Source organism: Novosphingopyxis baekryungensis DSM 16222 (assembly GCF_000420305.1).
Taxonomy (GTDB): Bacteria; Pseudomonadota; Alphaproteobacteria; order Sphingomonadales; family Sphingomonadaceae; genus Novosphingopyxis; species Novosphingopyxis baekryungensis.
The window spans coordinates 539,546-566,131 of sequence record NZ_ATUR01000003.1 but is presented as its reverse complement, the minus strand read 5'-3'; the positions used below and the strand labels follow the sequence as shown (position 1 = coordinate 566,131).

At 60.5% G+C, this 26,586-nt stretch carries 36 protein-coding genes; 35 read left to right on the top strand and 1 reads right to left on the bottom strand.

The annotated features are described in order from the left end of the window. Positions 1-78 precede the first annotated feature (78 nt). On the bottom strand, positions 79-2,487 hold the full coding sequence (locus G410_RS0106615) for a TonB-dependent receptor (RefSeq protein ID WP_022672868.1): 2,409 nt from the start codon (positions 2,485-2,487) through the stop codon (positions 79-81). 161 nt (positions 2,488-2,648) lie between these two features. Between G410_RS0106615 and G410_RS0106610 the strand changes: the two genes are divergently transcribed. The 35 genes from G410_RS0106610 (at position 2,649) to rpsK (ending at position 26,463) form a co-directional block, all read left to right on the top strand. Next, complete coding sequence (locus G410_RS0106610; protein WP_022672867.1) at positions 2,649-3,734, top strand: type III polyketide synthase; 1,086 nt, start codon at positions 2,649-2,651, stop codon at positions 3,732-3,734. Then, positions 3,731-4,264: an isoprenylcysteine carboxyl methyltransferase family protein gene (locus G410_RS0106605; protein WP_022672866.1), complete on the top strand. Its 534-nt coding sequence runs from the start codon at positions 3,731-3,733 to the stop codon at positions 4,262-4,264. The genes G410_RS0106610 and G410_RS0106605 overlap by 4 nt, the downstream gene beginning before the upstream one ends. Positions 4,265-4,598: 334 nt before the next feature. Continuing rightward, positions 4,599-4,970, top strand: a complete 372-nt coding sequence (gene rpsL, locus G410_RS0106600) for a 30S ribosomal protein S12 (RefSeq protein WP_006831873.1) — start codon at positions 4,599-4,601, stop codon at positions 4,968-4,970. A gap of 24 nt (positions 4,971-4,994) precedes the next feature. Continuing rightward, positions 4,995-5,465 carry a 30S ribosomal protein S7 gene (gene rpsG, locus G410_RS0106595; protein WP_022672865.1) on the top strand — a complete coding sequence of 157 codons (471 nt, stop codon included), beginning with the start codon at positions 4,995-4,997 and terminating at the stop codon, positions 5,463-5,465. A 108-nt stretch (positions 5,466-5,573) separates the two neighbouring features. Beyond that, positions 5,574-7,646: an elongation factor G gene (fusA, locus tag G410_RS0106590; RefSeq protein ID WP_022672864.1), complete on the top strand. Its 2,073-nt coding sequence runs from the start codon at positions 5,574-5,576 to the stop codon at positions 7,644-7,646. Positions 7,647-7,806: 160 nt separating this feature from the next. Continuing rightward, on the top strand, positions 7,807-8,997 hold the full coding sequence (tuf, locus tag G410_RS0106585) for an elongation factor Tu (protein ID WP_022672863.1): 1,191 nt from the start codon (positions 7,807-7,809) through the stop codon (positions 8,995-8,997). Between the two features lie 139 nt (positions 8,998-9,136). Then, complete coding sequence (gene rpsJ / locus G410_RS0106580; protein WP_022672862.1) at positions 9,137-9,448, top strand: 30S ribosomal protein S10; 312 nt, start codon at positions 9,137-9,139, stop codon at positions 9,446-9,448. 337 nt (positions 9,449-9,785) lie between these two features. Continuing rightward, complete coding sequence (gene rplC / locus G410_RS15905) at positions 9,786-10,652, top strand: 50S ribosomal protein L3 (protein ID WP_425411244.1); 867 nt, start codon at positions 9,786-9,788, stop codon at positions 10,650-10,652. Positions 10,653-10,655: 3 nt separating this feature from the next. Further along, on the top strand, positions 10,656-11,285 hold the full coding sequence (rplD, locus tag G410_RS0106570) for a 50S ribosomal protein L4 (RefSeq protein WP_022672860.1): 630 nt from the start codon (positions 10,656-10,658) through the stop codon (positions 11,283-11,285). After that, complete coding sequence (locus G410_RS0106565; protein ID WP_022672859.1) at positions 11,278-11,589, top strand: 50S ribosomal protein L23; 312 nt, start codon at positions 11,278-11,280, stop codon at positions 11,587-11,589. Before rplD ends, G410_RS0106565 begins: the two co-directional genes overlap by 8 nt. Before the next feature lies 1 nt (position 11,590). Beyond that, positions 11,591-12,430: a 50S ribosomal protein L2 gene (rplB, locus tag G410_RS0106560; protein ID WP_022672858.1), complete on the top strand. Its 840-nt coding sequence runs from the start codon at positions 11,591-11,593 to the stop codon at positions 12,428-12,430. Positions 12,431-12,433: 3 nt separating this feature from the next. Next, on the top strand, positions 12,434-12,709 hold the full coding sequence (rpsS, locus tag G410_RS0106555) for a 30S ribosomal protein S19 (RefSeq protein WP_022672857.1): 276 nt from the start codon (positions 12,434-12,436) through the stop codon (positions 12,707-12,709). Beyond that, entirely contained in the window at positions 12,709-13,089 is a 381-nt protein-coding gene (rplV, locus tag G410_RS0106550; protein ID WP_022672856.1) for a 50S ribosomal protein L22, read from the top strand. The genes rpsS and rplV overlap by 1 nt, the downstream gene beginning before the upstream one ends. Before the next feature lie 3 nt (positions 13,090-13,092). Beyond that, the gene (rpsC, locus tag G410_RS0106545) at positions 13,093-13,788 is read left to right on the top strand and encodes a 30S ribosomal protein S3 (RefSeq protein ID WP_022672855.1); all 696 of its coding nucleotides are present in this window, start codon (positions 13,093-13,095) and stop codon (positions 13,786-13,788) included. A 31-nt stretch (positions 13,789-13,819) separates the two neighbouring features. Continuing rightward, complete coding sequence (gene rplP / locus G410_RS0106540; protein WP_022672854.1) at positions 13,820-14,251, top strand: 50S ribosomal protein L16; 432 nt, start codon at positions 13,820-13,822, stop codon at positions 14,249-14,251. A gap of 2 nt (positions 14,252-14,253) precedes the next feature. Beyond that, complete coding sequence (gene rpmC, locus G410_RS0106535) at positions 14,254-14,487, top strand: 50S ribosomal protein L29 (RefSeq protein WP_022672853.1); 234 nt, start codon at positions 14,254-14,256, stop codon at positions 14,485-14,487. A 16-nt stretch (positions 14,488-14,503) separates the two neighbouring features. Next, complete coding sequence (gene rpsQ, locus G410_RS15900) at positions 14,504-14,800, top strand: 30S ribosomal protein S17 (protein ID WP_022672852.1); 297 nt, start codon at positions 14,504-14,506, stop codon at positions 14,798-14,800. 68 nt (positions 14,801-14,868) lie between these two features. Then, entirely contained in the window at positions 14,869-15,237 is a 369-nt protein-coding gene (gene rplN / locus G410_RS0106525) for a 50S ribosomal protein L14 (protein WP_022672851.1), read from the top strand. Position 15,238: 1 nt separating this feature from the next. Next, positions 15,239-15,559: a 50S ribosomal protein L24 gene (rplX, locus tag G410_RS0106520; protein WP_022672850.1), complete on the top strand. Its 321-nt coding sequence runs from the start codon at positions 15,239-15,241 to the stop codon at positions 15,557-15,559. Beyond that, entirely contained in the window at positions 15,552-16,130 is a 579-nt protein-coding gene (gene rplE, locus G410_RS0106515) for a 50S ribosomal protein L5 (RefSeq protein ID WP_022672849.1), read from the top strand. The genes rplX and rplE overlap by 8 nt, the downstream gene beginning before the upstream one ends. A gap of 43 nt (positions 16,131-16,173) precedes the next feature. Then, a complete protein-coding gene (gene rpsN / locus G410_RS0106510) occupies positions 16,174-16,479 on the top strand; it encodes a 30S ribosomal protein S14 (RefSeq protein ID WP_022672848.1) in 306 nt (101 codons plus the stop codon). 11 nt (positions 16,480-16,490) lie between these two features. Then, positions 16,491-16,895: a 30S ribosomal protein S8 gene (rpsH, locus tag G410_RS0106505; RefSeq protein ID WP_022672847.1), complete on the top strand. Its 405-nt coding sequence runs from the start codon at positions 16,491-16,493 to the stop codon at positions 16,893-16,895. Then, positions 16,895-17,428 carry a 50S ribosomal protein L6 gene (gene rplF, locus G410_RS0106500; RefSeq protein WP_022672846.1) on the top strand — a complete coding sequence of 178 codons (534 nt, stop codon included), beginning with the start codon at positions 16,895-16,897 and terminating at the stop codon, positions 17,426-17,428. Before rpsH ends, rplF begins: the two co-directional genes overlap by 1 nt. Before the next feature lie 3 nt (positions 17,429-17,431). After that, entirely contained in the window at positions 17,432-17,785 is a 354-nt protein-coding gene (gene rplR / locus G410_RS0106495; RefSeq protein WP_022672845.1) for a 50S ribosomal protein L18, read from the top strand. Beyond that, positions 17,785-18,579 (top strand): 30S ribosomal protein S5, encoded by a 795-nt coding sequence (gene rpsE, locus G410_RS0106490; protein WP_022672844.1) that lies wholly within the window; start codon positions 17,785-17,787, stop codon positions 18,577-18,579. Before rplR ends, rpsE begins: the two co-directional genes overlap by 1 nt. A gap of 5 nt (positions 18,580-18,584) precedes the next feature. Further along, the gene (rpmD, locus tag G410_RS0106485) at positions 18,585-18,779 is read left to right on the top strand and encodes a 50S ribosomal protein L30 (RefSeq protein WP_022672843.1); all 195 of its coding nucleotides are present in this window, start codon (positions 18,585-18,587) and stop codon (positions 18,777-18,779) included. A 167-nt stretch (positions 18,780-18,946) separates the two neighbouring features. Further along, positions 18,947-19,477, top strand: coding sequence for a 50S ribosomal protein L15 (gene rplO / locus G410_RS0106480; RefSeq protein ID WP_022672842.1), 531 nt, complete (start codon positions 18,947-18,949; stop codon positions 19,475-19,477). A 238-nt stretch (positions 19,478-19,715) separates the two neighbouring features. Continuing rightward, positions 19,716-21,095, top strand: coding sequence for a preprotein translocase subunit SecY (gene secY / locus G410_RS0106475; protein WP_022672841.1), 1,380 nt, complete (start codon positions 19,716-19,718; stop codon positions 21,093-21,095). Between the two features lie 70 nt (positions 21,096-21,165). Further along, on the top strand, positions 21,166-21,819 hold the full coding sequence (locus G410_RS0106470) for an adenylate kinase (protein WP_022672840.1): 654 nt from the start codon (positions 21,166-21,168) through the stop codon (positions 21,817-21,819). A 114-nt stretch (positions 21,820-21,933) separates the two neighbouring features. Next, the gene (locus G410_RS15895; RefSeq protein ID WP_022672839.1) at positions 21,934-22,539 is read left to right on the top strand and encodes an SRPBCC family protein; all 606 of its coding nucleotides are present in this window, start codon (positions 21,934-21,936) and stop codon (positions 22,537-22,539) included. A 119-nt stretch (positions 22,540-22,658) separates the two neighbouring features. Then, entirely contained in the window at positions 22,659-23,978 is a 1,320-nt protein-coding gene (gene gdhA / locus G410_RS0106460; protein WP_022672838.1) for an NADP-specific glutamate dehydrogenase, read from the top strand. Further along, complete coding sequence (locus G410_RS0106455) at positions 23,975-24,466, top strand: ATP-dependent zinc protease family protein (RefSeq protein ID WP_022672837.1); 492 nt, start codon at positions 23,975-23,977, stop codon at positions 24,464-24,466. Before gdhA ends, G410_RS0106455 begins: the two co-directional genes overlap by 4 nt. Then, positions 24,463-25,368 (top strand): 30S ribosomal protein S6--L-glutamate ligase, encoded by a 906-nt coding sequence (gene rimK / locus G410_RS0106450; RefSeq protein ID WP_022672836.1) that lies wholly within the window; start codon positions 24,463-24,465, stop codon positions 25,366-25,368. Before G410_RS0106455 ends, rimK begins: the two co-directional genes overlap by 4 nt. Positions 25,369-25,591: 223 nt before the next feature. Continuing rightward, entirely contained in the window at positions 25,592-25,960 is a 369-nt protein-coding gene (rpsM, locus tag G410_RS0106445) for a 30S ribosomal protein S13 (RefSeq protein ID WP_022672835.1), read from the top strand. A 113-nt stretch (positions 25,961-26,073) separates the two neighbouring features. After that, the gene (gene rpsK, locus G410_RS0106440) at positions 26,074-26,463 is read left to right on the top strand and encodes a 30S ribosomal protein S11 (protein ID WP_022672834.1); all 390 of its coding nucleotides are present in this window, start codon (positions 26,074-26,076) and stop codon (positions 26,461-26,463) included. Positions 26,464-26,586: the final 123 nt, after the last annotated feature.

Sequence of the window (26,586 nt, the reverse complement as noted above, 5' to 3'; positions counted from 1 at the left end):
AAAAACAGTGGGCTGCGCCGCGATCCTGCCCATGGCTGGGGCATCTCACAAGCGGGCGCAGCCCTGGGAAGTGATCGTTCAGAAGCGCGCGGAAAGCTGCACGCCGTACAGGCGCGGTTCGCCAGCGATATAGGTGGTGGTGCCGAACGAGCCGCCGGTATTGCCTGCGTCGATCAGATAGTCTTCGTCCAGCAGGTTGCGGGCAAAACCGGCGATTTCATAGCGGCCATCGTCGAAGCTGACGCCGCCGCGCAGATTGACGAGGGTGTAGCCATCCTCGGTGGTCAGCGGGCTGTTGGGCACCTCGAAATAGACCCGGCTCTGGAAGGTGACGGTCGGCGTCAGGAAGATGCCGATGCCGCCGCCCAGATCCTTGTCGAAATCGATGCCGCCGGACGCGCTATGTTCGGGCGTCAGACGGAAGCGGCTGTCGACGAACTGGGTGACCGATGTGTCGGCAGGCTCGCCGATCTTGGCATCGATATAGGCATAATTGGCAAAGATCCGCAGATCGCGGGAGACGGCGTAACTGCCTTCCACCTCGATGCCGAAATTCTGCGCCTGCCCGGCGTTGAAGTTCTGTGCATTGCCGGCATCGTCGATCAGGGAAACCTGGAAATTATTGTAATCCTGATAGAAGGCGCCAAGCGATCCGGTGAACCCGTCGAAGCTGCCCTTGATGCCGCCCTCGTAATTCCAGACGGTTTCCTCCGCGATCCGGGTAACATTCGCCACCGGACCACTGGCCGTACTCCTTGCGCCAAGTTGAAGCACCGGCGAGCGGCGGCCCTTGGAGATGGTGCCGTAGAGGTTCACATCCGGCGAGATGCGGTAGAGCGCATTGAAACGGGGCAGGAAGGCGTCATAGTCATCGCTGACGCGGAAGGTTTGCCCGGCGGTATCGACCGAACCGAGCAGCGCCACGCCGGGCGCGCCCAGACCGGCGAACACCTGGCTGCCGGGCTGGTTGGAAAAATAGGTCGATAGCCGCTCTTCATAGAGATAGCGCAGCCCAGCCGTCAGCTCCAGATTGCCGAGCACGGCGGTGGCATCGGCGAACAGCGAATAGCTGCTGTTCTTGCCGCCATTCACGAATTCGCTGGCATAGGGGATGATGGCCGCCGCGCCCTGCGTGAGCAGTCCGCTGACGGCAGCGGCATTAAATTCGCCATTGGGGCCGATGCAGACATTGTCCAGCCCGCCGAATGCCGGGGCCACGGCCTGTCGCACGGGGTTGAAGGCAGGGAAGGGCGCGCAGGCGATATAGGTGCCCTCATCGGTGGAGAAGGGAACGCCTTGGGTGCCTTCTTCATGGAAGATGTTGAAGCCGGCAAAACCGCGCAAATTGCCGCCGTCATAGTTGATGCGCGTCTCATGGCTCATCTGCTCGCCCTTGGAATCCTCGGCAAATTCCAGGAAGAACAGGCCCGATCCGTCGGCGTCGAACACTTCCAGGCTGTCGAACTTGCGATAGCCGGTAATGGAATTCAGCGACCAGTCGTCCGACATGGGGAATTCGATGCTGACATTGGCGTCATAGACTTCGCGGTTCAGGCCGAGCTTTGGTAGGCCGAGCACTGCCTCGCTGAACGGCGATCCGCCCAGTTCGGCGAAGCTGTAGGGGCTGGTGTCGCCGCCCGTCGGCGCGATGGTGCCGGATTTGAACGCCGTGCCGGGATTGCGCTGCTGTTCATAAGTGAACACGAAATCGATGATGCCGTCCTCGGTCGGGCGCAGACGCAGCGATCCGCGCACGCCCAACTGGTCCACACCGTTCAGATCGTCCTGCACAACCCCAACTTGCTGCGCGCTGACGGTGCCCGGCTGGCCAGCGATATTGCGCACATAGCCGTCGCGATATTTATAGGTGGCGGCCAGGCGCCCCTGCACCTTTTCGCTGCCGCCATTGATGACGCCGGTGGCCTGCACCGCGCCCAGATTGCCGTAACTCACCTGCCCAAAGGCGCTTTCGTCGGACGTGGGGCGGGCAGTGATGACGCTGATCGCGCCGATGGTGGAGGCGGTACCGAACAAAGTAGCCTGCGGGCCTTTCACCACTTCGATCCGCTCGATATCGAACAGATCGAAATAGGATCCGCGCGAGCGCGATACGTCGACGCCATTATAATAGATCGATACGCGCGGCGCGATCTGCGCGCTGCCCGAATCGGAGGTAATGCCACGGATCACGAAGCCGGGGTTATTGGGGCTCTGCTCCTGCACGATCAGGCCGGGAATATAAGCAGCCACCTCGTCGAATTCGTCCACGCCGATCCTGGCCAGCGATTCCCCGCTCAGTGCGGTCACGGTCAGCGGTACATCGGTAATGCTCTCGGCACGCTTCTGGGCGGTGACCACGATCTCGTCATTGACGCCGGCATTGCCGGGCTGGTCCGCATCGAGAGTGGCGGCGGACTGCGCCTGTGCGGTGGCCGAGAGGCCGGCGGTGAGCGATATGGCGATAGCAAGATGGGAGATGGTGCGCATGGAAGAGAGCCCTCTGTTTTGGTTGTGCGCTGCCCTTGGCGACGGGCGGTGACAGGGGCGTGAAATCTGTGCGTCCGGAGCAAGTCATCGGCGGCGCAAATCTGCCGAACTGGGGAATTTGCAAGACGGCGCGCAGCTTTTGGCGCTAACGCTTCGTAAGAATGAACGATCGCCTGCTTGGGCCGGCGATCTGCAAGGAGCCCGTACGGACATTGGCCTATCTGCAATCGATCGGCACTGCGGTGCCGGATACCGTCCTGGAGCAGGGCGATGTGATGGACATATTGGCTGCTGGGCGCGGCAGCCCCTTGCCCGGACGGATGGAGAGCATCCTTGCCAATACCGGCATCGCGCGGCGCCATATTGCGCGGCCCGTGGACTTTTACATGCAGCCGCGCAGCTGGCCCGAGCGCGCACAGGTCTATGCCGACACCGGGGCGGCGCTGGCGCGCCGTGCGGCGAATGAGGCGATGGACGCTGCTGCTCTGTCACCCGCCGATATTGATACCATCGTGTTCGTATCCACCACCGGCACGATGACGCCGAGCCTTCCCAGCCGCCTGATTGCCGACATGGGGTTCAGCCCCGATACGCGCACGGTGCCGCTGTTCGGTTATGGCTGTGCGGGCGGCGTGCTAGGCCTGTCGATTGCGTCGCAGCTGACGCAGGGCGGCGGGCACACGCTGTTCGTGGCGCTGGAGCTGTGCAGCCTGGCCTATGATCATCAGCGGATGGACAAGAAGGACATCGTTGCTGCCTGCCTGTTCGCCGATGGCTGCGCCGCGGCCATCCTGTCCGCCGATCGGCCTGGTGCGCAGATCGGCAGTTTCGCCCAGCGCGTCTGGCCGAAGACGATCGACATGATGGGCTGGGACATCGGCGATACCGGCTTCGACCTGGTGCTGGCCAAAAATATTCCCGCCTTCGTGACGCAGGAGTTTGCGCCCATGTGCAATGCATATCTTGCAGGGGAGGGGCTCGCTCTCTCCGATATGGGAGAGCCTGCCTGCCATCCCGGCGGCGGACGCGTGGTCGATGCGTTGGCCGCCTATTTCGTGCCGGATGCACCAGACACAGGCGCAGCGCTGCCAGCCACACGCGCGGTCCTGCGCGATTATGGAAACATGTCGTCGCCGACGGTACTGTTCGTGCTGCAACGTCTGCTGGCCGAACAGCGCGAGAAGCCGTTCCTGATGACGGCGCTTGGTCCCGGCTTCACCGGCGCCATCGGCATGGTGCGGCCATGACCCCGCTGGTCGACTGGCCGATCTGGGCGGTGGCCTTCATCGCCTATGTTTTCTTGCAGCGTATGATCGAGCTGGTCATTGCGCGGCGCAACACGGCGCGTCTGCTGAAGGAAGGTGGAGAGGAATTCGGTCAGCGGGGCTATCCGCTGTTCATCATTCTCCACACGCTGTGGCTGTTGTGCGTTGTGGCATTGGCGGTTCCTGGCTCCGAGCCGCCATCGTTGCTGTTCGCGCTGTTCGTGGTGGTGCAGGGACTGCGCTATTGGGCGCTGGTGACGCTGGGCCGCTGGTGGACGACGCGGCTGGTCAGTGGGCCGGACTTTCCGAGGGTGAAGCGGGGGCCATATCGCTTCCTGTCCCACCCGAACTATCTGGTTGTGGTGCTGGAAATAGCGCTGGTGCCGCTGATTCTGAACGAAGTGACGGTGGCGATCGTCTTTTCCATCCTGAATGCGATGCTGCTATTCTGGCGCATTCGCATGGAGAACAGCGTGCTCGCCAAGCGCGGGGGCCTCGACGCAAAGGCGTGATGGCGCTACGTACCGGCAACCATCGGCAATGGCCGTGCCGCAAGCGCCCTGGATTTTGCCCATAACCCATACGGCAGGGCGTTGACCGGCGTCTTGTTTGCCTGTAGAGGGCGCGCTTCCGTTAAGGCCGTGTTTTTCTGCATGGCCGAGATGGAAGCAGCCGATAGGGCTGAAAACAAGCGCGCCCGGGGCGGACGGATCATGGGACTGGTTCCCCCGTCATTACCCACGCAGCCGGGTGCTCTAGTAACCGCCGCCATGGCCTTCATGGGCGCAAGCGATGTTCGTTTGCGCCAACCGGTCGTGGCACACAGAATGATAAGGTGAAGCATTTATGCCGACTATCAACCAGCTGGTCCGCAAGGGCCGCGTTCCGCAGAAGGCCAAGAGCAAGGTCCCTGCCATGGAGCAGAACCCGCAGAAGCGCGGCGTTTGCACCCGCGTCTATACGACGACTCCGAAGAAGCCGAACTCGGCGTTGCGCAAGGTGGCCAAGGTTCGCCTGACCAATCAGCGCGAAGTCATCTCCTATATCCCGGGCGAAGGCCACAACCTCCAGGAGCACAGCGTTGTGCTGATCCGTGGCGGCCGTGTGCGCGATCTTCCCGGCGTGCGTTATCACGTCCTGCGCGGCGTGCTCGATACGCAGGGGGTCAAGGACCGCAAGCAGAGCCGTTCGAAGTACGGCGCGAAGCGTCCTAAATAAGCACCGGGTTCAGGAGAAAAATTTATGTCACGTCGTCGTCGCCCAGAAAAGCGCGAGATTCTTCCCGATCCTAAGTTCGGGGATGTCATCCTTTCGAAGTTCATGAACAACCTGATGTATGACGGCAAGAAATCTGCCGCCGAACGCATCGTCTACGGAGCGCTCGACACCGTCGAGGCGCGCGCCAAGACCGATCCGGTTCAGATGTTCCATGATGCCCTCAACAACATCAAGCCGGGCATCGAAGTCCGTAGCCGCCGCGTGGGCGGTGCCACCTATCAGGTCCCCGTCGAAGTGCGTCCGGAGCGCGCTCAGGCGCTGGCGATTCGCTGGTTGATCTCGGCTGCGCGTGGGCGCGGTGAGACCACCATGGTCGGCCGTCTGTCCGGCGAACTGATGGACGCAGCCAATAATCGCGGCAACGCCGTGAAGAAGCGCGAAGATGCGCACCGGATGGCCGAAGCCAACCGTGCCTTCTCGCACTATCGCTGGTAAGCGCCCGCCAACTTGAACGAACGGAAGAGGGGCTGGCACATACCGGCCCCTCTTCCTATATAGCCCCCGAATTCCGAACACCCCGACCGCATTCCTGGAGTAGCCAGCATGGCCCGCGATTATCCGCTCGAAAAATACCGCAACATCGGCATCATGGCGCATATTGACGCCGGCAAGACCACCACGACCGAGCGGATCCTCTATTACACCGGTAAGTCCTACAAGATCGGCGAAGTGCATGATGGCGCTGCGACGATGGACTGGATGGAGCAGGAGCAGGAGCGTGGCATCACGATCACCTCCGCAGCAACCACCTGCTTCTGGAACGATCACCGCATCAACATCATCGACACCCCCGGCCACGTCGACTTCACGATTGAAGTCGAGCGTTCGCTCCGTGTGCTCGATGGCGCTGTGGCCTGCTTCGACGGCGTGGCCGGCGTGGAGCCGCAGTCCGAAACCGTGTGGCGCCAGGCGGACAAGTATAAAGTCCCGCGCATGTGCTTCATCAACAAGCTGGACCGTACCGGCGCGAACTTCGAGTTCTGCGTGCAGTCGATCATTGATCGTCTCGGCGCGAAGCCTGCCGTGCTGTACATCCCGATCGGTATCGAGAGCGACCTGAAGGGTCTCGTCGATCTGGTCGAGAACCGCGGTATCGTCTGGGAAGACGAAGATCTCGGCGCGAAGTTCGAATATATCGAAATTCCCGACGATCTGAAGGACAAGGCGCAAGAATATCGTGAGCGTCTGATCGAGCTTGCCGTCGAGCAGGACGATGATGCCATGGAAGCCTATCTGGAAGGCAATGAGCCTGACGTGGCCACGCTGAAGAAGCTGATCCGCAAGGGTACGCTGGACCAGAAGTTTGTGCCCGTGCTTTGCGGCTCGGCGTTCAAGAACAAGGGCGTGCAGCCCCTGCTCGATGCCGTGGTGGATTATCTGCCCAGCCCGCTCGACGTGCCGGCCATCAAGGGCGTTCTGCCCGATACCGACACCGAAGACACGCGTCCTTCCAGCGACGAAGCGCCGTTCAGCGCGCTGGCGTTCAAGATCATGAACGATCCGTTCGTGGGTACGCTGACCTTTGCGCGCATCTATTCCGGCGTTCTGGAGAAGGGCACCGTGCTCAACTCCGTCAAGGACAAGAAGGAAAAGATCGGCCGCATGTTGCTGATGCATGCCAATGATCGTCAGGATATCGATGCGGCCTATGCCGGTGACATCGTGGCTATTGCGGGCCTTAAGGAAACCACGACCGGTGACACGCTGTGCGCGTCGAACAAGCCGATCATTCTTGAGCGCATGGAATTTCCCGAGCCGGTGATCGAGCTGTCGGTGGAGCCGAAGACCAAGGCCGATCAGGAGAAGATGGGCGTTGCGCTCAATCGCCTGGCTGCCGAAGATCCGTCCTTCCGCGTGTCGACCGATCACGAATCGGGCCAGACGATCATCAAGGGCATGGGCGAGCTTCACCTCGACATTCTGGTCGATCGCATGAAGCGCGAATTCAAGGTAGAAGCAAATGTCGGTGCGCCGCAGGTGGCTTACCGCGAATCGCTGAAGCGCGAAGTCGAAGTCGACTACACCCACAAGAAGCAGTCGGGTGGTTCCGGCCAGTTCGGTCGTATCAAGGTGACGGTAACCCCGGGTGAGCGTGGCCAGGGCATCAACTTCATCGACGAGATCAAGGGTGGTAATATTCCCAAGGAATATATCCCCTCGGTCGAGAAGGGCATGCGCGAGACAGCAGAGACCGGCTCGATGATTGGCTTCCCGATCATCGATTTCGATATCCGCCTGACCGATGGTCAATATCATGACGTCGATTCGTCGGCACTGGCGTTCGAAATCTGTGCTCGCGGCGCAATGCGCGAAGTGGCGCAGAAGTCGGGCATCAAGCTGCTCGAGCCGGTCATGAAGGTTGAGGTCATCACCCCGGAAGAGTATCTGGGCGACGTGATCGGCGATCTGAACTCCCGTCGCGGTCAGATCCAGGGCACAGAAGTGCGCGGGATCGCCCAGGCTGTTGAAGCCATGGTGCCGCTGGCGAATATGTTCGGATACGTGAACCAGCTTCGTTCGTTCTCTCAGGGACGCGCGCAATACAGCATGCAGTTCTCTCATTATGAAGAAGTGCCGCAGAATGTTGCCGACGAGGTGAAAGAGAAGCTGGCCTAAGGCGTTCGGATCGGCTATCGGGCACGCTTTCGCGTCCCGGTATCCGGCGTCCGGAAGCGTGCGCAGCCAAGTTTAAGACTGTTGACTTGGGTTCAGGTCGCCGCCAATGCGCGGCGCTTCAGGGCCCGACAAACGACATTGCAGAAGAAGGTAGGGTAAAATGGCAAAAGCAAAATTCGAGCGGAACAAGCCGCACGTAAACGTAGGCACCATCGGTCACGTCGACCATGGCAAGACCACGCTGACCGCAGCGATCACGAAGGTGATGGCTGAAACGCATGGCGGCGCGGCCGTTGACTTCGCCAACATCGACAAGGCACCCGAAGAGCGCGAGCGTGGCATCACCATCTCGACCGCTCATGTGGAATATGAGACCGCTGAGCGTCACTACGCGCACGTCGATTGCCCCGGTCACGCCGACTATGTGAAGAACATGATCACCGGTGCTGCCCAGATGGATGGCGCGATCCTGGTCGTGAACGCTGCTGACGGCCCGATGCCTCAGACCCGCGAGCACATCCTGCTTGCCCGTCAGGTTGGTGTGCCCGCTCTGGTCGTGTTCATGAACAAGGTCGATCAGGTCGACGACGAAGAGCTCCTCGAGCTGGTCGAACTGGAAATCCGCGAGCTGCTTAGCTCCTATGATTTCCCTGGCGACGATATTCCGATCATCTCCGGTTCGGCGCTTGCTGCGCTCGAGGGCCGTGATGACAATATCGGCAAGGAAAAGATCATCGCTCTCATGGATGCGGTCGATTCCTACATTCCAAAGCCTGACCGTCCGGTCGACAAGGACTTCCTGATGCCGATCGAGGACGTGTTCTCGATCTCCGGTCGCGGTACGGTTGTGACCGGCCGTATCGAAACCGGCATCGTGAACGTTGGCGACGAAGTGTCGATCGTGGGCATCAAGGACACCAGCAAGACCATCGTGACCGGTGTGGAAATGTTCCGCAAGCTGCTCGATCGTGGTGAAGCTGGCGACAATATCGGTGCACTGCTTCGCGGTACGGCCCGTGACGATGTCGAGCGTGGTCAGGTTCTGGCCAAGCCCGGTTCGATCACGCCGCACACCGAGTTCGACGCTGAGGTGTACGTGCTGTCGAAGGACGAAGGTGGCCGTCACACGCCATTCTTCGCCAACTATCGTCCGCAGTTCTACTTCCGCACGACCGACGTGACCGGCGAAGTGATCCTCCCAGAGGGCACCGAGATGGTTATGCCTGGCGACAATGTGACCATCGGCGTGAAGCTGATCGCACCTATCGCCATGGACGAAGGTCTGCGTTTCGCAATCCGTGAAGGCGGCCGTACGGTCGGCGCAGGGGTTGTCAGCACCATCAAGGTGTAATAAGTACTGCGCAGCCGCCCGGATCCTTGATTCGTCACTGATCCGGGCGGCTCGTTATTTCAGAGGCCGCCCCGGCTTTCCGTATGGATGTGGGGCGGTTTGTTTTTTGGCTCTTTCGCATCGGTAGTGTTTGGACGTTATGGAAACGCAGAATATTCGCATTCGCCTCAAGGCCTTTGATCACCGCGTGCTCGATCAGGCGACGGGAGACATCGCCGATACTGCACGGCGCACCGGCGCGCTCATCCGTGGGCCCATTCCGCTGCCGACGCGTATCGAGAAATTCACGGTCAACCGCGGCCCGCATGTCGACAAGAAGTCGCGCGAGCAGTTCGAGGTTCGCACCTACAAGCGGTTGCTCGATATCGTGCAGCCTACGCCGCAGACAGTCGATGCTTTGATGAAGCTTGATCTTGCTGCTGGTGTAAATGTTGAAATCAAGCTGGCCTGATCCAGAAGGATCGGTTGGTATCCGTTGATCGGGGTTGCACTTTGATCAGCGTTGAGGCATTGGCCCTCTACTATCTTTGGGAAGAGCAGGTCTCTTCCGCGACATAGGGATACCGCACGGTTTCGTCCGTGGCCTGCGTCCCCCGTCTCGCCTCTCCAGCGCTCCGGCGCGTTGAAGCATTTAGCCCGGACGGGGCGACGTTACGAAAAGCTGGGCTGAAATAGGGTTCGTCGGAATGATCCGGCGGGCCTTCACGCCTTTCGGGAATGGTCCCGGCAGGCCTCTGTTTAAAGGAGCATTGATCATGCGCACTGGCGTGATCGCGAAAAAGATGGGGATGACCCGCCTCTTCCAGGAGGACGGCCAGCATGTGCCGGTCACCGTCTTGTCGCTAGAAAATTGTCAGGTCGTCGGCGAGCGCCGCATGGACCGTGATGGCTATTTTGCCGTTACGCTCGGTGCTGGTGAGCGCAAGGCCAAGAACGTCAACAAGCCCCAGCGCGAAATCTTCGCGAAGGCTGAGGTGACCCCCAAGGCGCGCGTCGCGGAATTCCGCGTAGACAGCGAAGAGGGTCTTCTTCCCATCGGTGCCACCGTTACCGCGGATCACTTTGTGGCCGGCCAGATGGTCGATATTCAAGGTCGTACGCAGGGTAAGGGCTTTGCCGGTGCCATGAAGCGTCACGGTTTCGGTGGTCTTCGTGCTACCCATGGTGTGTCGCTCTCCCACCGTTCGCACGGTTCGACGGGTAACCGTCAGGATCCGGGCAAGGTGTTCAAGAACAAGAAGATGGCCGGCCATATGGGCGACCGTCTGCGCACGCAGCAGCATCTCGAAATCGTCCGTACCGACAGCGAGCGCGGCCTTATTTTCGTTCGTGGCTCCGTGCCAGGTTCGAAGGGTGGCTGGTTGATCGTCAAGGATTCGGTGAAGGTGCCGGCTCCTGAGGGTCTTCCGTTCCCCGGCGCGATGAAGCGCAACGCCGATCAGTTCTCCCACGACGAGGCTGGCGCTGGCATGATCGAGAGCGCAGCCGCGCATGAGCGTCAGGCTGGCCCGACCGATGCCGAGATCGAGGCAGCTGCTGCCGAGATGGAAGCAAGCCAGAAGGTTCAGGAGCAGGCTGCATTGAACGCCGAGAAGGTGGAAAATCAGCCGACGGACAGCGACAAGCCTGTCGAAGATCAAGAGAAGGAGGGCTAAGCCGTGAAGCTGAAGGTTCAGACCCTCGACGGTAAAAACGCCGGCGCCGATATCGAGCTTTCCGAAGACGTATTCGGGCTCGATCCGCGTGCAGACATTCTGCACCGTGTCGTCACTTGGCAGCGCGAGAAGGCACGTGGCACCGCCCGTCCGACGCGTGAGCGCAGCGACGTTGCCCGCACTGGCAAGAAGTTCGGCAAGCAGAAGGGTGGCGGTACCGCCCGTCATGGCGATCGTGCTGCACCGATTTTCATCGGTGGTGGTAAGGCCCATGGTGCCCGTCTGCGTGACTTCAATCCGTCGCTTAACAAGAAAGTTCGCACGCTCGGCCTGAAAATGGCGCTGAGCGACAAGGCGAAATCCGACAAGATCATCGTGCTCGACACGTTGGAAATGAAGGATGCCAAAACCAAGGCGCTCAAGGAGCAGGCCGCTGGCCTCGGCTTCGGCAAGCGTACCCTGGTGATCGACGGCGAGACCGTGGATGCAGGCTTCAAAAAGGCTTCGGCCAATTTGTACGGCATCGACATTCTGCCAGCGATCGGCGCGAACGTGTACGACATATTGCGGGCCGAAACGCTGGTTCTGACCCGCGCAGGGCTCGAAAAGCTGGAGGCTCGTTTCAATGGCTAAGGCAAAAAGCGAGATCGATACGCGTCATTATGACGTGATCGTCGCACCGCACATCACCGAGAAGTCGACGCTTCTGTCCGAAAACAATGCCGTGGTCTTCAAGGTCGCCGGCAGTTCCACCAAGCCGCAGATCAAGGCTGCTGTGGAAGCGCTTTTCGACGTGAAGGTCCTTCGCGTGAACACGATGGTCCAGAAGGGCAAGACGAAGCGCTGGAAAGGCCAGCCTTACCGCCGTTCGGACGTCAAGAAGGCCGTTGTGACTTTGGCTGAAGGCCAGAGCATCGACGTGACCACGGGAGTCTGAGATGGCGTTGAAAAGTTATAAACCGACCAGCCCCGCACGCCGCGGCCTGGTGCTTGTCGACCGGAAGGAGCTCCACAAGGGCGGCCCGGTCAAGGCACTCACCGAAGGCAAGCGCAAAACCGGTGGCCGGAACAACAAGGGTCATGTGACATCGCGCGGCATCGGCGGCGGTCACAAGCAGAAATATCGCATCGTCGATTTCAAGCGTCGTAAATGGGACGTGGAAGCGACGGTCGAGCGTCTGGAATATGACCCCAACCGTTCCGCTTTCATCGCGCTGATCAAGTATAGCGATGGCGAGCAGGCTTACATCATCGCTCCGCAGCGCATGAATGTTGGCGATACCATCATCGCAGGCGAAAAGACCGACACCAAGCCTGGCAACGCGATGTTGCTGAGCCAGATGCCGGTCGGTACGATCTGCCACAATATTGAGATGAAGCCTGGCAAGGGCGGTCAGATCGCTCGTTCCGCTGGCACCTATGCGCAGCTGGTCGGTCGCGATCGCGGCATGGTCCTGATGCGCCTCAACTCGGGCGAGCAGCGTTATATTCACGGCACCTGCATGGGCACCGTGGGCGCTGTGTCCAACCCGGACAATTCGAACACGACGCTCGCCAAGGCTGGTCGCAACCGCTGGCGTGGCAAGCGCCCGCTGACACGCGGCGTTGCCAAGAACCCGGTTGATCACCCTCATGGTGGTGGTGAAGGTCGTACGTCCGGTGGTCGTCACCCTGTGACACCATGGGGCAAGCCGACCAAGGGTATGCGGACCCGCGACAAGAAAAAGGCGTCGGACAAGATGATCGTCCGGTCGCGTCATGCGAAGAAGAAGAGGTAATCCATGGCACGTTCTGTTTGGAAAGGGCCGTTCGTCGATCTCTACCTTCTCAAGAAGGCAGAGGACGCACAGGACAAGTCCAGCCGCACGCCGATCAAGACCTGGTCGCGCCGGTCCACCATATTGCCGCAGTTTGTCGGCCTGACCTTCACCGTCTACAACGGGCACAAGTTCATTCCTGTGTCCGTCAATGAAGACATGGTTGGCCACAAGCTGGGCGAATTCGCGCCGACGCGGACCTTCCACGGTCACGGCGCTGACAAGAAGGGCAAACGCTGATGGGACAGGTCAAGAACCCCCGCCGCGTCGAAGAGAATGAAGCGCTGGCCGTCGGTACGATGGTCAAGGGCTCGGCGCAGAAGCTGAACCTTGTGGCAGGCCTTATTCGTGGCCGCCGCGTGGAAGATGCGATGAATGTGCTGCAGTTCTCCAAGAAGGCCATGGCCGAGGATGTCCGCAAGGTACTCGCCTCTGCAATCGCCAATGCCGAGAACAACCACAATCTGGATGTCGATGCGCTGGTCGTATCGGAAGCCAGCGTCGGCAAGTCGATCCGCATGAAGCGTTTCCGGGCCCGTGCCCGCGGCCGCGCCAGCCAGATCATCAAGCCGTTCAGCCGCATCCGTATCGTGGTGCGCGAGCAGGAAGAGGAGGCGTAAGCCATGGGTCATAAAAGCAATCCGATCGGCCTGCGCCTTCAGATCAACCGGACGTGGGACAGCCGCTGGTATGCCGAAGGGCATGACTATGGCCGTCTTCTGATGGAAGATCTCAAGATCCGTCAGCACATCATGGCAACCGTGCCGCAGGCCGCGATCTCCAAGGTCGTGATCGAGCGGCCTGCCAAGCTGTGCCGCGTGTCCGTTTATGCGGCGCGTCCCGGCGTGATCATCGGCAAGAAGGGTGCAGACATTGAAAAGCTGCGCCGCGCGCTGAGCAACATGACTCAGAGCGACGTGTCACTGAACATCGTCGAGATCCGCAAGCCGGAAGTCGATTCCAAGCTTGTTGCGCAAGGCATCGCCGATCAGCTGATCCGCCGTATCGCGTTCCGCCGCGCCATGAAGCGCGCCGTGCAGTCCGCCATGCGTCTGGGTGCCGAAGGCATCAAGATCGTTTGCGCCGGTCGTCTTGGCGGTGCCGAGATCGCGCGTACGGAATGGTATCGTGAGGGCCGCGTTCCGCTCCACACGCTGCGTGCGAACGTGGATTATGCCGAAGCCGAGGCGCTGACTGCCTATGGCATCATCGGCATCAAGGTGTGGATCTTCAAGGGCGAGATCATGGCCCATGATCCCATGGCAACCGACCGGCTGATGATGGAGGCTCAAACCTCCGGCGTCCGGCCTGCTCGTTGATCGCCAGGGTTAGAGGATAAGGTAAAGCAAGATGCTGCAACCGAAGAAAATGAAGTATCGCAAGGCCTTCAAGGGCCGGATCAAGGGCAAGGCGCCAGGCGGCACCACCTTGAATTTCGGTTCCTATGGTCTTAAGGCGATGGAACCTGAGCGGATTACCGCGCGTCAGATCGAGGCGGCTCGCCGTGCGATCACGCGTCACATCAAGCGTCAGGGTCGTCTCTGGATTCGCGTGTTTCCAGACGTTCCAGTGTCCAAGAAGCCTGCCGAAGTTCGTCAGGGTAAGGGCAAGGGTTCGGTCGAATATTGGGCTGCACGTGTGAAGCCCGGCCGCATCCTGTTCGAACTGGACGGCGTGGCTGGTCCGTTGGCCGCCGAAGCGTTCGAGCGTGCAGCGATGAAGCTGCCGATCAAGACCAAGGTGGTCGCCCGTCTTGGCGACGAATCACACCTGAAAGGCTGAACATGAGCAAGATTGTCGAAGATTTTCGCGCCAAGAGCGACGATGAGCTCCAGACCGAGCTCGGCCAGCTGAAGAAGGAGCAGTTCAACCTGCGCTTTCAGTCTGCGACCGGCCAGATGGAAAAGCCCGCGCGTGTGCGCGAAGTGCGTCGCTCTATTGCGCGCATCAAGACGCTGCAGACGGAACGCGCCGCGACGGCCCAGAGCCAGTCTGCTGCGTCCGCGAAGAGCGCCTGAGGAAGGATAGAAGAATATGCCCAAGCGCGTACTTACCGGCACGATCGTGTCGGACAAGATGGACAAGACGGTCGTCGTGCTCGTGGAGAGGAAGATCAAGCATCCTCTTTACGGCAAGATCATGCGCCGCTCGAAGAAGTACTCCGCCCATGACGAGGACAACAAGTTCCGCACCGGTGAGGTGGTCCGCATCGAGGAGACCAAGCCGATCTCCAAGAACAAGACCTGGCGCGTGCTCGAGCAGGTCGGTGGCCGTGCGGAAGCCGATGCGCCGGCAGCGGTAAATGAAGTGGTCGAGCCGGCGGAAGCCTGAGCCCGATCTTGAAGTAACTAGGAACTACCGGGCCCGTCCCGGCAAGCCAGGAAGAAGGAACCGGATCCATGATCCAGATGCAATCCACTCTAGACGTCGCGGATAACAGCGGCGCCAAGCGCGTCCAGTGCATCAAGGTGCTGGGCGGGTCGAAGCGTCGTACCGCCAGCGTCGGCGACATCATCGTGGTGTCGGTGAAGGAAGCTGCCCCGCGTGGCCGCGTGAAGAAGGGCGACGTGCACCGTGCCGTCATCGTGCGCACCCGCAAGGATGTGCGCCGTCCCGATGGTTCGGTGATCCGTTTCGACGGCAATGCCGCCGTGCTGGTCAACAACAACCAGGAGCCGATCGGTACGCGTATCTTCGGCCCCGTGGTTCGCGAGCTTCGTGCCAAGCGGCACATGAAGATCATTTCGCTGGCTCCGGAGGTGCTCTGACATGGCGATGGCTAAGATCAAGAAGGGCGACAAGATTGTCGTCCTCGCAGGCAAGGACAAGGGCCGCACCGGTGAGGTGACCCGGGTTATGCCCAAGGACGGCAAGCTGCTGGTGGACGGAATCAACGTCCACGCCAAGCACCGCAAGCCGACGCAGGAAAACCCGCAGGGCGGCATCGACCGCAAGCCGGCGCCCCTGCACATTTCGAACGTGGCACTCGCCGATCCCAAGGATGGCAAGCCGACCCGCGTTCGTTTCGAAGAGAAAGACGGCAAGCGCGTTCGCGTCGCCGTAAAGTCCGGGGAGACAATCGATGGCTGATTATGTGCCGCGCCTCCGCAAGAAATATGACGAGGAAATCGTCAAGGCGTTGACCGAGAAGTTCGGTTACACGAATTCTTTTGCCGTACCCAAGATCGAGAAAGTCACGATCAACATGGGTGTGGGCGAGGGATCTCAGGACAAGAAGAAGGTCCAGAGCGCTCTTGAGGAAATGCAACTGATTGCTGGCCAGAAGCCGGTGATCACCATGGCGAAGAAGTCGATCGCGCAGTTCAAGCTGCGTGAAGGCATGCCGATCGGTGTGAAGGTAACGCTTCGCCGTGAGCGCATGTACGAATTTCTGGACCGTCTGACCAACATCGCAATGCCGCGTATTCGCGACTTTCGCGGGCTGAATCCGAAGAGCTTCGATGGCCGTGGCAATTTCGCCATGGGTCTGAAAGAGCAGATCGTGTTCCCCGAGATCAGCTATGATCAGATCGACCAGGTTCGCGGGATGGACGTTATCGTGACGACATCGGCCAAGACCGATGAAGAAGCACGCGAGATGCTGCAACTGTTCGGCTTTCCGTTCCCCCAGGATGAAACCCAGGAGAAGGAGGCGGCCTGAGGGCAACGCCTCTTTTCCTTAAGAAAGGAAGAGAACTTAAGTCATGGCGAAACTGAGTTCCGTTAACAAGAATGAGCGTCGCAAGCGCATGGTGAAGAAATTCGCCGGCCAATATGCAAAGCTCAAGGCACAGGCAAAAGACCAGTCTCTCGATGAGAGCGAGCGTCTGATTGCGCGTCTGAAGATGGCGGAAATTCCGCGCAACGGGAATCCCACCCGCGTGCGGAACCGTTGCGAGACGACGGGCCGTCCCCGTGCTTACTACCGCAAGTTCCGGCTTTGCCGCATTCAGCTGCGCGATCTGGCCAATAAAGGCTTGATCCCCGGTGTGACCAAGTCGAGCTGGTAAGGATTTAAATCATGGCATTGACCGATCCCCTGGGCGATATGCTCACCCGTATCCGCAACGGCCAGCAGGCAAAGATGGACAGCGTTATCTCGCCGTCCTCCAAGCTGCGCCAGCGGGTGCTCGACGTTCTTCAGCGCGAAGGTTATATTCGCGGTTACACGGCTGAAAATATCGGCCGTCGCAGCCAGCATGAAGGCATCCGCATCGAGCTGAAATATTTCGAAGGACAGCCCGCGATCCAGCATGTCGCGCGTGTCTCCAAGCCTGGCCGCCGCGTATATTCCGGCAGCCAGGATCTGCCACGGGTCCGCAATGGCCTTGGCATCACCATCGTCTCGACGCCAAAGGGCGTTCTGTCCGACGCGGAAGCGCGCGAACAGAATGTTGGCGGCGAGGTTCTCGCGGAGGTATTCTGATGAGCCGCATCGGTAAAAAACCGGTCGCACTGCCTTCTGGCGTGACGGCAAAGATGGACGGCGCTGTGCTCTCGGTCAAAGGACCGAAGGGCGAGCTGACCATGCCGACCCTGGACGAGGTGAAGTACGACCTGAACGATAACGAGGTCGCGGTGACCCCGGCCAACCAGACGAAGCGTGCGCGCTCCTTCTGGGGCATGCAGCGTACCCAGGTCCAGAACCTAGTCGATGGCGTGACCGAGGGTTTCTCCAAGGTGCTCGAGATCAACGGCGTTGGTTACCGTGCTAATGTTCAGGGCAAGATCCTGAAACTGCAGCTCGGCTTTAGCCACGACGTCGATTTCGCCATTCCCGATGGCATCGATATCAAGACGCCGGATCAGATCACGATCGAGATTTCCGGCATCGACAAGCAGAAGGTTGGGCAGGTTGCTGCCGAGATTCGCCGCTGGCGCAAGCCGGAGCCTTACAAGGGCAAGGGCGTGAAGTATCGCGGCGAGTATATCTTCCGCAAGGAAGGGAAGAAGAAATAAGCCATGGCGAAAATGTCTCTTTTCGAACGCCGCCGGGCCCGGGTCCGCGCGAAGCTCCGCAAGCAGGGCCTCAACCGCCCGCGTCTGTCCATTCACCGGACGGGCCAGCATATCTATGCACAGATCATCGACGACAAGGAGGGCAAGACGCTTGCCTCCGCATCGTCGCTGGACAAGGGCGCGAAAGCCAAGAACGCCGCTACATCGGATGGCGCTGCCGAAGTCGGCAAGCGCGTGGCCGAAGCTGCGAAGAAGGCTGGCGTGACCAATGTCGTGTTTGATCGCGGCGGGTTCCTCTTTCATGGCCGGGTCAAGGCGCTGGCGGATGCCGCGCGCGAAGGCGGACTGGAGTTTTAATGATGGCTGACGAACAACCCAACGAAGGCGCTGCCAAGCCAGGCACGACCGGCGAGGGCAACCAGCCCGAGGCGGTTCTCGATCCCAAGGCGAACCAGCAGACCATCGAGAACACACGCAACGACACTGGCCGTCAGGGCGCCCGTGGCCGTGGCCGTGGTGGCCCCGGTGGCGGCGGCCGTGACAACAATCGCGGTGGTGGCCGTGGTGGTCGCGACAACAATCGTGGTGGCCGTGGCGGCCGCAACGACGATGGCGGCGAAGAGCTGATCGAAAAGCTCGTCCACATCAACCGCGTGTCCAAGACGGTGAAGGGCGGTAAGCGCTTCGGTTTTGCCGCGCTGGTCGTGGTCGGTGACGGTCAGGGGCGGGTCGGTTTCGGTCACGGCAAGGCACGCGAAGTGCCGGAAGCGATCAACAAGGCAACCGCGGCGGCCAAGAAGGCCATGGTCCGCGTTCCCCTGAAGGATGGCCGCACGCTGCATCATGACGGCAATGGCCGCTTCGGTGCGGGCAAGGTGACGCTGCGTTCGGCGCCTGCCGGTACCGGCATCATCGCCGGTGGCCCGATGCGCGCTATCTTCGAGAGCCTTGGCGTTGCCGATGTGGTGACCAAGTCTGTCGGCACGTCCAATCCCTACAACATGATCCGCGCAACCTTCGAAGCGCTCACCGATCAGACCAGTCCGAAGTCCGTCGCGGCGCGCCGTGGCAAGAAGATTGCGGATCTGCTCGGACGCGGCGGTGCCGATCAGCAGGCAGCCGAGGCGGAAGCCGCGGCGGTCACGGAGTAATCAGCATGGCTAAGAACGAAAAAACCATGATCAAGATCCAGCAGACCAGCTCGCCGATCCGCCGTCCCAAGGACCAGCGCAAGACGCTGGCTGGGCTCGGCCTCGGCAAGATCGGTCGTGTGGTTGAGCTTCAAGACACGCCCGAAATTCGCGGCATGATCGCCAAGCTTCCCCATATGGTGAAGGTTGTCGAGGGCTGAATAGCCTTTCTACAAACGGTCTTTAACAAGTCCGGGTCTTTTGGTAAGGAGCAAGCCTCCGACGCCGAAAGGCCCGGGCCTGTTTCAGGCCCATGGACATTTTTACATCCCGGGCCAGCCGGCCTGGACGTCCCCAGCGCGAACAAAGCGAAAGCGAGTGCAGACTTATGAAACTCAATGATATCCGTGACAATGACGGTGCCCGCAAATCCAAGATGCGGGTCGGCCGTGGCATCGGTTCCGGCAAGGGCAAGACCTCCGGCCGTGGCCAGAAGGGCCAGAAGAGCCGTTCCGGCGTTGCCATCAAGGGATTTGAGGGTGGCCAAATGCCGCTCCACATGCGCCTGCCGAAGCGCGGCTTCAACAATCCGTTCGGCAAGGATTATGCCGAAGTGAACCTGGGCATGGTCCAGAAGTTCATCGACGCCGGCAAGCTGGACGCGAAGAACGCGTTCGACCATGCCGCGCTGAAGGCTGCTGGTCTGGCACGCGGCGGCAAGCATGGCGTGCGTCTGCTCGCCAAGGGCGAACTGACCACCAAGGCAAACTTCGTCGTTGCCGGTGCATCCAAGGGTGCGATCGAGGCGGTCGAAAAGGCCGGCGGTACGGTCGAAGTCATCGCCAAGAAGGTGGATGCCGACGCCGAAGCCAAGAAGCAGAAGAGCGCCGACAAGAAGGCCGCCAAAGCCAAGAAGTAATATCCACGCCCGCTGCGGCTGTGCTGATCGACCTTCCTTCGCCTTCGTGAGAGGGCGGAAGGACAGAAATTAGCATCGCCGGAGCGGGCGGTTTTTTATGCGCAGGGGGCGCTTTGCAATGCCTCCCTTGCCAGCCGGGCCTGCGGGCCCGATATAGACGCCTTGCGAATGGTCTGTACCCGCGCCGGGAGTCGCGGCGTCGGAACATCAGGGCGGGAACGTTAAGAGGGTATCGCGCATGGCTTCCAAAGCCGAACAAATGGCTGCCAATATCAGTCTTTCGAAATTCGGTAAGGCAACCGAACTCAAGCAGCGCCTGTGGTTTACGCTTGGCGCGCTGATCGTGTTCCGCCTGCTAAGCTTCGTCCCGCTTCCGGGTATCGATCCGGTTGCGCTTGCCGCACTCTACGCGAACAACGCGCAGGGCGGCGTGCTGGATATCTTCAACACCTTCTCCGGCGGTTCGCTGCAGCGCATGAGCCTCATCGCGCTGGGCGTGATGCCGTATATCACCGCGTCGATCGTGGTGCAGCTGGCAGCATCGCTATCTCCATCGCTGGCCGCGATCAAGAAAGAGGGCGAGGCCGGGCGCAAGAAGCTTAACCAGTATACCCGTTACGGCACGGTGTTCCTGACCGCGATGCAGGGATATTTCCTTGCCGCTGGCCTGGAAACGCTGGCCGCGTCTTCCGGCATGCAGGCAGTGGTTGAGCCTGGCCTCATGTTCCGCGTCGTCGCGGTCATCAGCCTGGTCGGCGGCACCATGTTCCTGATGTGGCTGGGTGAACAGATCACCGCACGCGGCATCGGTAACGGTATCTCGCTGATCATCATGGCCGGCATCATCGCCCAGATTCCAACGCTGATCGGTCAGCTTGGCGCCGGTCTTTCCGAAGGCAGCCTGGGCGCCGGCATGGTGCTGATGTTCGTTGGCATGTTCATCGTGCTGATCCTGCTCATCTGTTTCATGGAGCGCGGACAGCGCCGGGTACTGATCCAGTATCCCAAGCGCGCCACGCAGCGCGGCATGATGCAGGCGGATCGCAGCCATCTGCCGCTTAAGGTCAATACCGCCGGGGTGATCCCGCCGATCTTCGCTAGCTCGCTGCTGCTGATGCCGGTGACGATTTCTAACTTCGCCGGTCGCAATCTGACCGGTGACACAGCCTTTGGCGACGTGATCATCACCATCAATCAGTATCTGGCCCACGGGCAGCCGCTCTATCTGCTGCTCTATGGTCTGGGGATCGTCTTCTTCTGCTTCTTCTACACCGCGGTGGTCTTCAATCCCGAGGAAACCGCAGATAATCTCAAGAAGCAGGGCGGGTTCATTCCGGGCATCCGCCCTGGCAAGAACACGCAGGATTATCTGGATTATGTGCTCACGCGCATCACGGTGCTGGGGTCTGCCTATCTGGCGGTTGTCTGCCTGCTGCCGGAATATGTGATCGGCGCAACCGGTCAGACGCAGTTCTTCGTGATCGGCGGGACCAGCCTGCTGATCGTCGTGAACGTGACGATTGACACAGTCAGCCAGATCCAGAGCCACCTGATCGCCCATCAGTATGGCGATCTTATCAAGAAGGCGAAGTTGAAGGGCGGTCGTTCGCGTCTATAAGACGCCGCGCGGGAGTCGCCGGACGGGCGACGCCGCGACGTGAATAAACGAGCCGGGACGGGGATTGATTATGGCCAAGGACATCATTCTGCTGGGGCCTCCTGGCGCCGGCAAGGGCACGCAGGCACATCGTCTGGAAGCCGAGCATGCGATGGTGCAGCTCTCGACTGGAGACATGCTGCGCGCCGCGGTGAAATCCGGAAGCGATCTCGGCAAGCAAGTGCAGGCCGTGATGGATGCCGGTGAGCTGGTTTCCGATCAGCTGGTCAGCGACCTGATCGACGATCGACTGGACCAGCTTGGTCCCGACACCGGCGCCATTTTCGATGGCTATCCACGCACCGAAGCGCAGGCCCATGCGCTCGATGATCTGCTGGATCGGCGCAATCGCAAGCTGGATCATGTGATCGAGCTTGAAGTTGACGAGGAAGCCCTGGTCGACCGGATTACCGGCCGCTACACCTGTGCACGCTGCGGCGCTGGTTATCATGATCGCTACAAGCAGCCGGAAACTGCGGGCGTCTGCGACGAATGCGGAAGCGAGGAATTCAAGCGCCGTCCGGACGATAATGAAGAGACCGTGCGCAAGCGCATGGCCGACTATCGTGCCAAGACGGCGCCAATCCTACCGCTATATGATGCGCGTGGCATCGTGACTCGCATCGACGGCATGGGCTCCATGGACGCGGTACAGGCCCAAATCGAAGAGGTTCTGAAAGCCTGACCGATGCGCATTGGCGCGTCTGCCTGACCCACCGGTCGTCCTTCAAATCCCAGCTGCTACCGGATACGGTCTTGGCGCTTGCCGTGCTTTGGCGCGCCGGGCTACGGTAGAGCCATGAACAGATATCTTGCGCTCGCTGCTTTTGCCGCCTGTCCGGTCCTGCTTTCCGCTCCCGCCGCTGCGGAAGTGGAGGCGCAGTCGGGCATGGGCTTTGCCGTCAAACATCAGGCGCAGGTGGAAGCATCTCCGGACGATGTCTGGGCCGTCTTGGCTGCACCGAACCGCTGGTGGGACGAGCGGCATAGCTTCACCGGCGATGGCGACAATTTCTTTCTCGATATGCAGGCGGGCGGGTGTTTCTGTGAGCGTATCCGCGAGCAGCGCGGTGGCAAACTGGAGAACAGCGGCAGCGTACAGCATATGCAGGTGGTTTATGTGGAGCCGCCAAAGGTGCTGCGCATGACCGGCGCGCTGGGGCCGTTGCAGTCCGAAGGGGTAAGCGGCACGCTGACCATCGGTCTGAAACCGAGTGAGGGCGGCACATTGATCACCTTTAAATATGTCGTTGGCGGCTTCATGCGATATCCGGTGGCTGAAATAGCCCCGGCGGTGGATGGTGTCATCGGGCAGCAGCTGTCGGGCCTGGCCAGGCTGGTCGACGCAGCGGCTGATGCGCCCGCAACCGGCGCTGCCCAAAAGACGGTTCCCGGCGATAAGTGAGGACGGCAAGGGTAGGGGCCGGAACCGATAATCGGCGACACCGGTTGTTTGGGTAGATCCATCCCAAGCATATCGAGAGGCCTGTTATTTCCCGCAAATGCCCAACGCTCGAAGACTTCATGCAAGGCGTGAAGGACCGCAACCCCCATCAGGATGAATTCGTTCAGGCCGTCGGCGAAGTCGCCGAGGATATTTACGAATGGATCCAGGACCGATCGGACTATCACAATGCGCAGATCCTGCAGCGCATCGCGGAGCCGGACCGGATCATCAGCTTTCGCGTGGTATGGGAGGATGATGACAAGCATCTGCAGGTGCAGCGTGGTTGGCGCGTTCAAAACAACAACGCGATCGGCCCCTATAAGGGCGGCCTGCGCTTCTCGTCCGGGGTGAATGAAAGCGTTCTCAAATTCCTGGCTTTTGAGCAAACCTTCAAGAATTCGCTGACCGGTCTGCCTATGGGTGGAGGCAAGGGCGGGTCGGATTTCGATCCGCATGGCAAGAGCGACGCCGAAATCATGCGTTTCTGCCAAAGTTTCATGACCGAGCTATACCGCCACATCGGCCCGGATGTTGACGTGCCCGCGGGCGATATCGGCGTGGGATCGCGCGAAATCGGTTATCTGTTCGGGCAATATAAGCGGATCACCGGCCGCTGGGAGGGTGTGCTGACTGGCAAAGAAATGCCCTATGGCGGCAGCCGCATGCGGCCCGAGGCCACCGGCTTTGGCGCGGTCTATTTCCTGCGCGAAATGCTCGCGGCGCAGGATGAGGAATTGAAGGGCAAATCGGTCATTCTGTCGGGCAGCGGCAATGTGGCACTATATGCCGCGCAGAAGCTGATCGATTGCGAGGCCAAGGTGCTTAGCCTGTCGGACAGTGACGGCACGATCGAGATCGAGGACGGTCTGACTGGTGATCAGCTGGATTGGATCCAGACCCTGAAATTCGAACAGCGCGGCCGTATAAGCGAGGCGGCGGACGAATTTGATGACATCACCTATCATGAGGGCAAACAGCCTTGGCAAATGGATGCCGACGTCGCGATGCCCTGTGCCACGCAGAACGAGATCGATGAAGGCGCCGCCAAAGCGCTCACCGGCAACGATATCGCCTATGTGGTGGAAGGGGCAAATATGCCGACCACGGCAGACGCGATGGACGTCTTTCGCGCAAAGGGCGTGACGGTTGCTCCGGCCAAGGCCGCCAATGCCGGGGGTGTGGCGGTGTCCGGCCTGGAGATGAGCCAGAATGCCGAACGCATGCACTGGGACCGCGAAAAGCTGGATGATCTGCTGACCGAAATCATGACCGACATCCATGACAAATGCCGTAAGGCTGGCGAATGCGATGACGGATCGGTCGATTATCGACGTGGTGCGAACATTGCCGGGTTTGAAAAGGTGGCCGACGCAATGCTTGCCTATGGCGTGATGTGACCAGCGAATGGGAAATGCCCGAAAGGGCGCGTGAGCCACGCAGCAAATTGTCCCAGCCGGTGGAGATTGGATGGGCGGAGCTGGTGCAGTTGCCGGATCTCGGGCTGCACCATATTCGTGCCAAGATCGATACCGGCGCGGCCACGTCGTCGATCCATGCCACGCGCTTGAAGCCGATCGAGACCGATGACGGGCTGATGGTCGAGTTCTGGACGCGCGTGCATCAGGATGAGCCCTCTTGCAAAATTACCGCGCCTGCCGTGGCGCGGCGCAAGATCAAATCCTCCAATGGAGAGGTGCAATTGCGCTATGTTATCGAGACAACCATGCGCATGGGCGATTTTACGTGGACCGGGCATCTGACTCTCGCCAATAGGCGCGCAATGGCTTTTCCGATTCTCATCGGGCGGCGGGCATTGGCGCGGGGTTTTCGCGTGAATTGCGCGCGGCGCTGGATGCTGGGCCGCCCTGAGGAGAGAGACGCATGAAAATCGCGATGCTGGCGCGCAACGCCAATCTTTATTCGCACAAGCGTATCGTGGAGGCGGCGCGTGAACGCGGTCATGAGATCGATATTCTCAATACGCTGCGGGTGACGATGGACATCGTGTCCCATCGCCCCGGCGCGCGCCATAATGGTGAGCCGCTGCTCGGTTATGACGCGGTGATTCCACGCATCGGCGCGTCCATCACGCAATATGGTCTGGCCGTTCTGCGGCAGTTCGAGATGATGGGCGTGTGGCCGTTGAACGAAAGCGTCGCCATCGGCCGCAGCCGGGACAAGCTGCGCTCGATGCAGATTTTCGCCAAACATGGTCTAGGCCTGCCGGTGACCGCCTTTGCGCATGATCCCAAGCAGACCGACGAAGTGCTCAAGATGGTCGGCGGCGCGCCGGTGGTGATCAAGTTGCTGGAAGGCACACAGGGCATCGGCGTGGTGCTGGGGGAGACCGAGAAATCGGCCAAGTCGGTGATCGAGGCGTTTCGCGGCGCCAACGTCAACATCCTGGTGCAGGAGTTCATCAAGGAGGCGGGGTCTTCGGACATTCGCATCTTCATCATCGGCGGCAAGGTGGTTGCCTCCATGATGCGCACGGGCGCCGAAGGGGATTTTCGTTCCAATCTGCATCGCGGCGGATCGGCCAAGTCGATCAAGATCACGCCGGAAGAACGCTCCACGGCCGTTCGCGCGGCCAAGGTGATGGGGCTCAACGTCGCAGGCGTCGATATCCTGCGCTCCAATCACGGGCCGGTCATCATGGAAGTGAACAGTTCGCCCGGGCTGGAAGGCATCGAGAATGCCAGCGGTATTGACGTGGCAACCAAGATCATCGAATTCATGGAAACGCACAAAGCCAATGGCAGGACCAAGACCAAGGGGCAGGGCTGACGCTCTGCCCGCCGGCGGTCGGAATGAAGACGGCGTGCCGCTGGCCAAGTTGCGCCACACCGCTTGACAGCATGGCGACTCACTCCTAAATCAAGCAGCATCCGAAAAACGGAAGGTACCAGCAGCGCCTGCTATGCGCCGCTGGCTTTCGTGCGTTCGGTTTCACGCGATGAGATAGGGCGCCCGTCCGGGCCCTCCCTGTGGAGCAGGAGTTTAAGAATAAATGGCACGTATCGCTGGGGTCAATATCCCCACTAACAAGCGCGTAATTATTGCGCTGACTTATATCACCGGAATCGGCCGCACGAAGGCCGTTGAGATCGCGGACAAGCTGGGCATCGACCACAGCCGCCGCGTTCAGGATCTGACCGACGCGGAAGTGTTGCAGATCCGTGAAACGATCGACGCTGAGCACACCGTGGAAGGCGATCTTCGCCGCGAGACCGCGATGAACATCAAGCGTCTGATGGATCTCGCTTCCTATCGCGGCTTGCGCCATCGCCGGGGTCTCCCCGTCCGTGGCCAGCGCACGCACACCAATGCGCGCACCCGCAAGGGTAAAGCCAAGCCGATCGCCGGCAAGAAGAAATAGGACCAGAAAACAGTCCGGGGGACTGTTTTCCCTATTTCTCCGCGGGAGGCTTCGGCCTCCGCAGAGCGACGGGAATGGCAACATCCCCCTTCAATTTTTGAAGGAATACCCAAATGGCACGTGAACCCCAGCGTATTCGCAAGCGCGAGCGCAAGAACATCACCGCCGGCGTTGCGCATGTGAACGCCAGCTTCAACAACACCATGATCACCATCACCGACGCGCAGGGCAATGCGATCAGCTGGTCCAGCGCCGGCATGATGGGCTTCAAGGGCAGCCGCAAGTCCACGCCGTACGCCGCTCAGGTGGCGGCCGAGGACGCAGGCAAGAAGGCCGCCGATCACGGTGTCCGCACGCTCGAAGTCGAAGTGAAGGGCCCCGGTTCGGGTCGCGAGTCCGCGCTGCGCGCACTACAGGCGGTGGGCTTCACCATCACCTCGATCCGCGACGTGACGCCGATCCCGCATAATGGCGTGCGCCCATCCAAGCGCCGGAGGGTCTGAACCCCCTTCAGGGTCCGGCAGTGGGGCTTCCTTTCGGGGAAGCCCGCTGATCCGGGCCGCCGGCCGGGGGCGGACGGCGCTGCTTTCATCCCGCCCCGCGCACATTCACATGAGGGTCCTCTG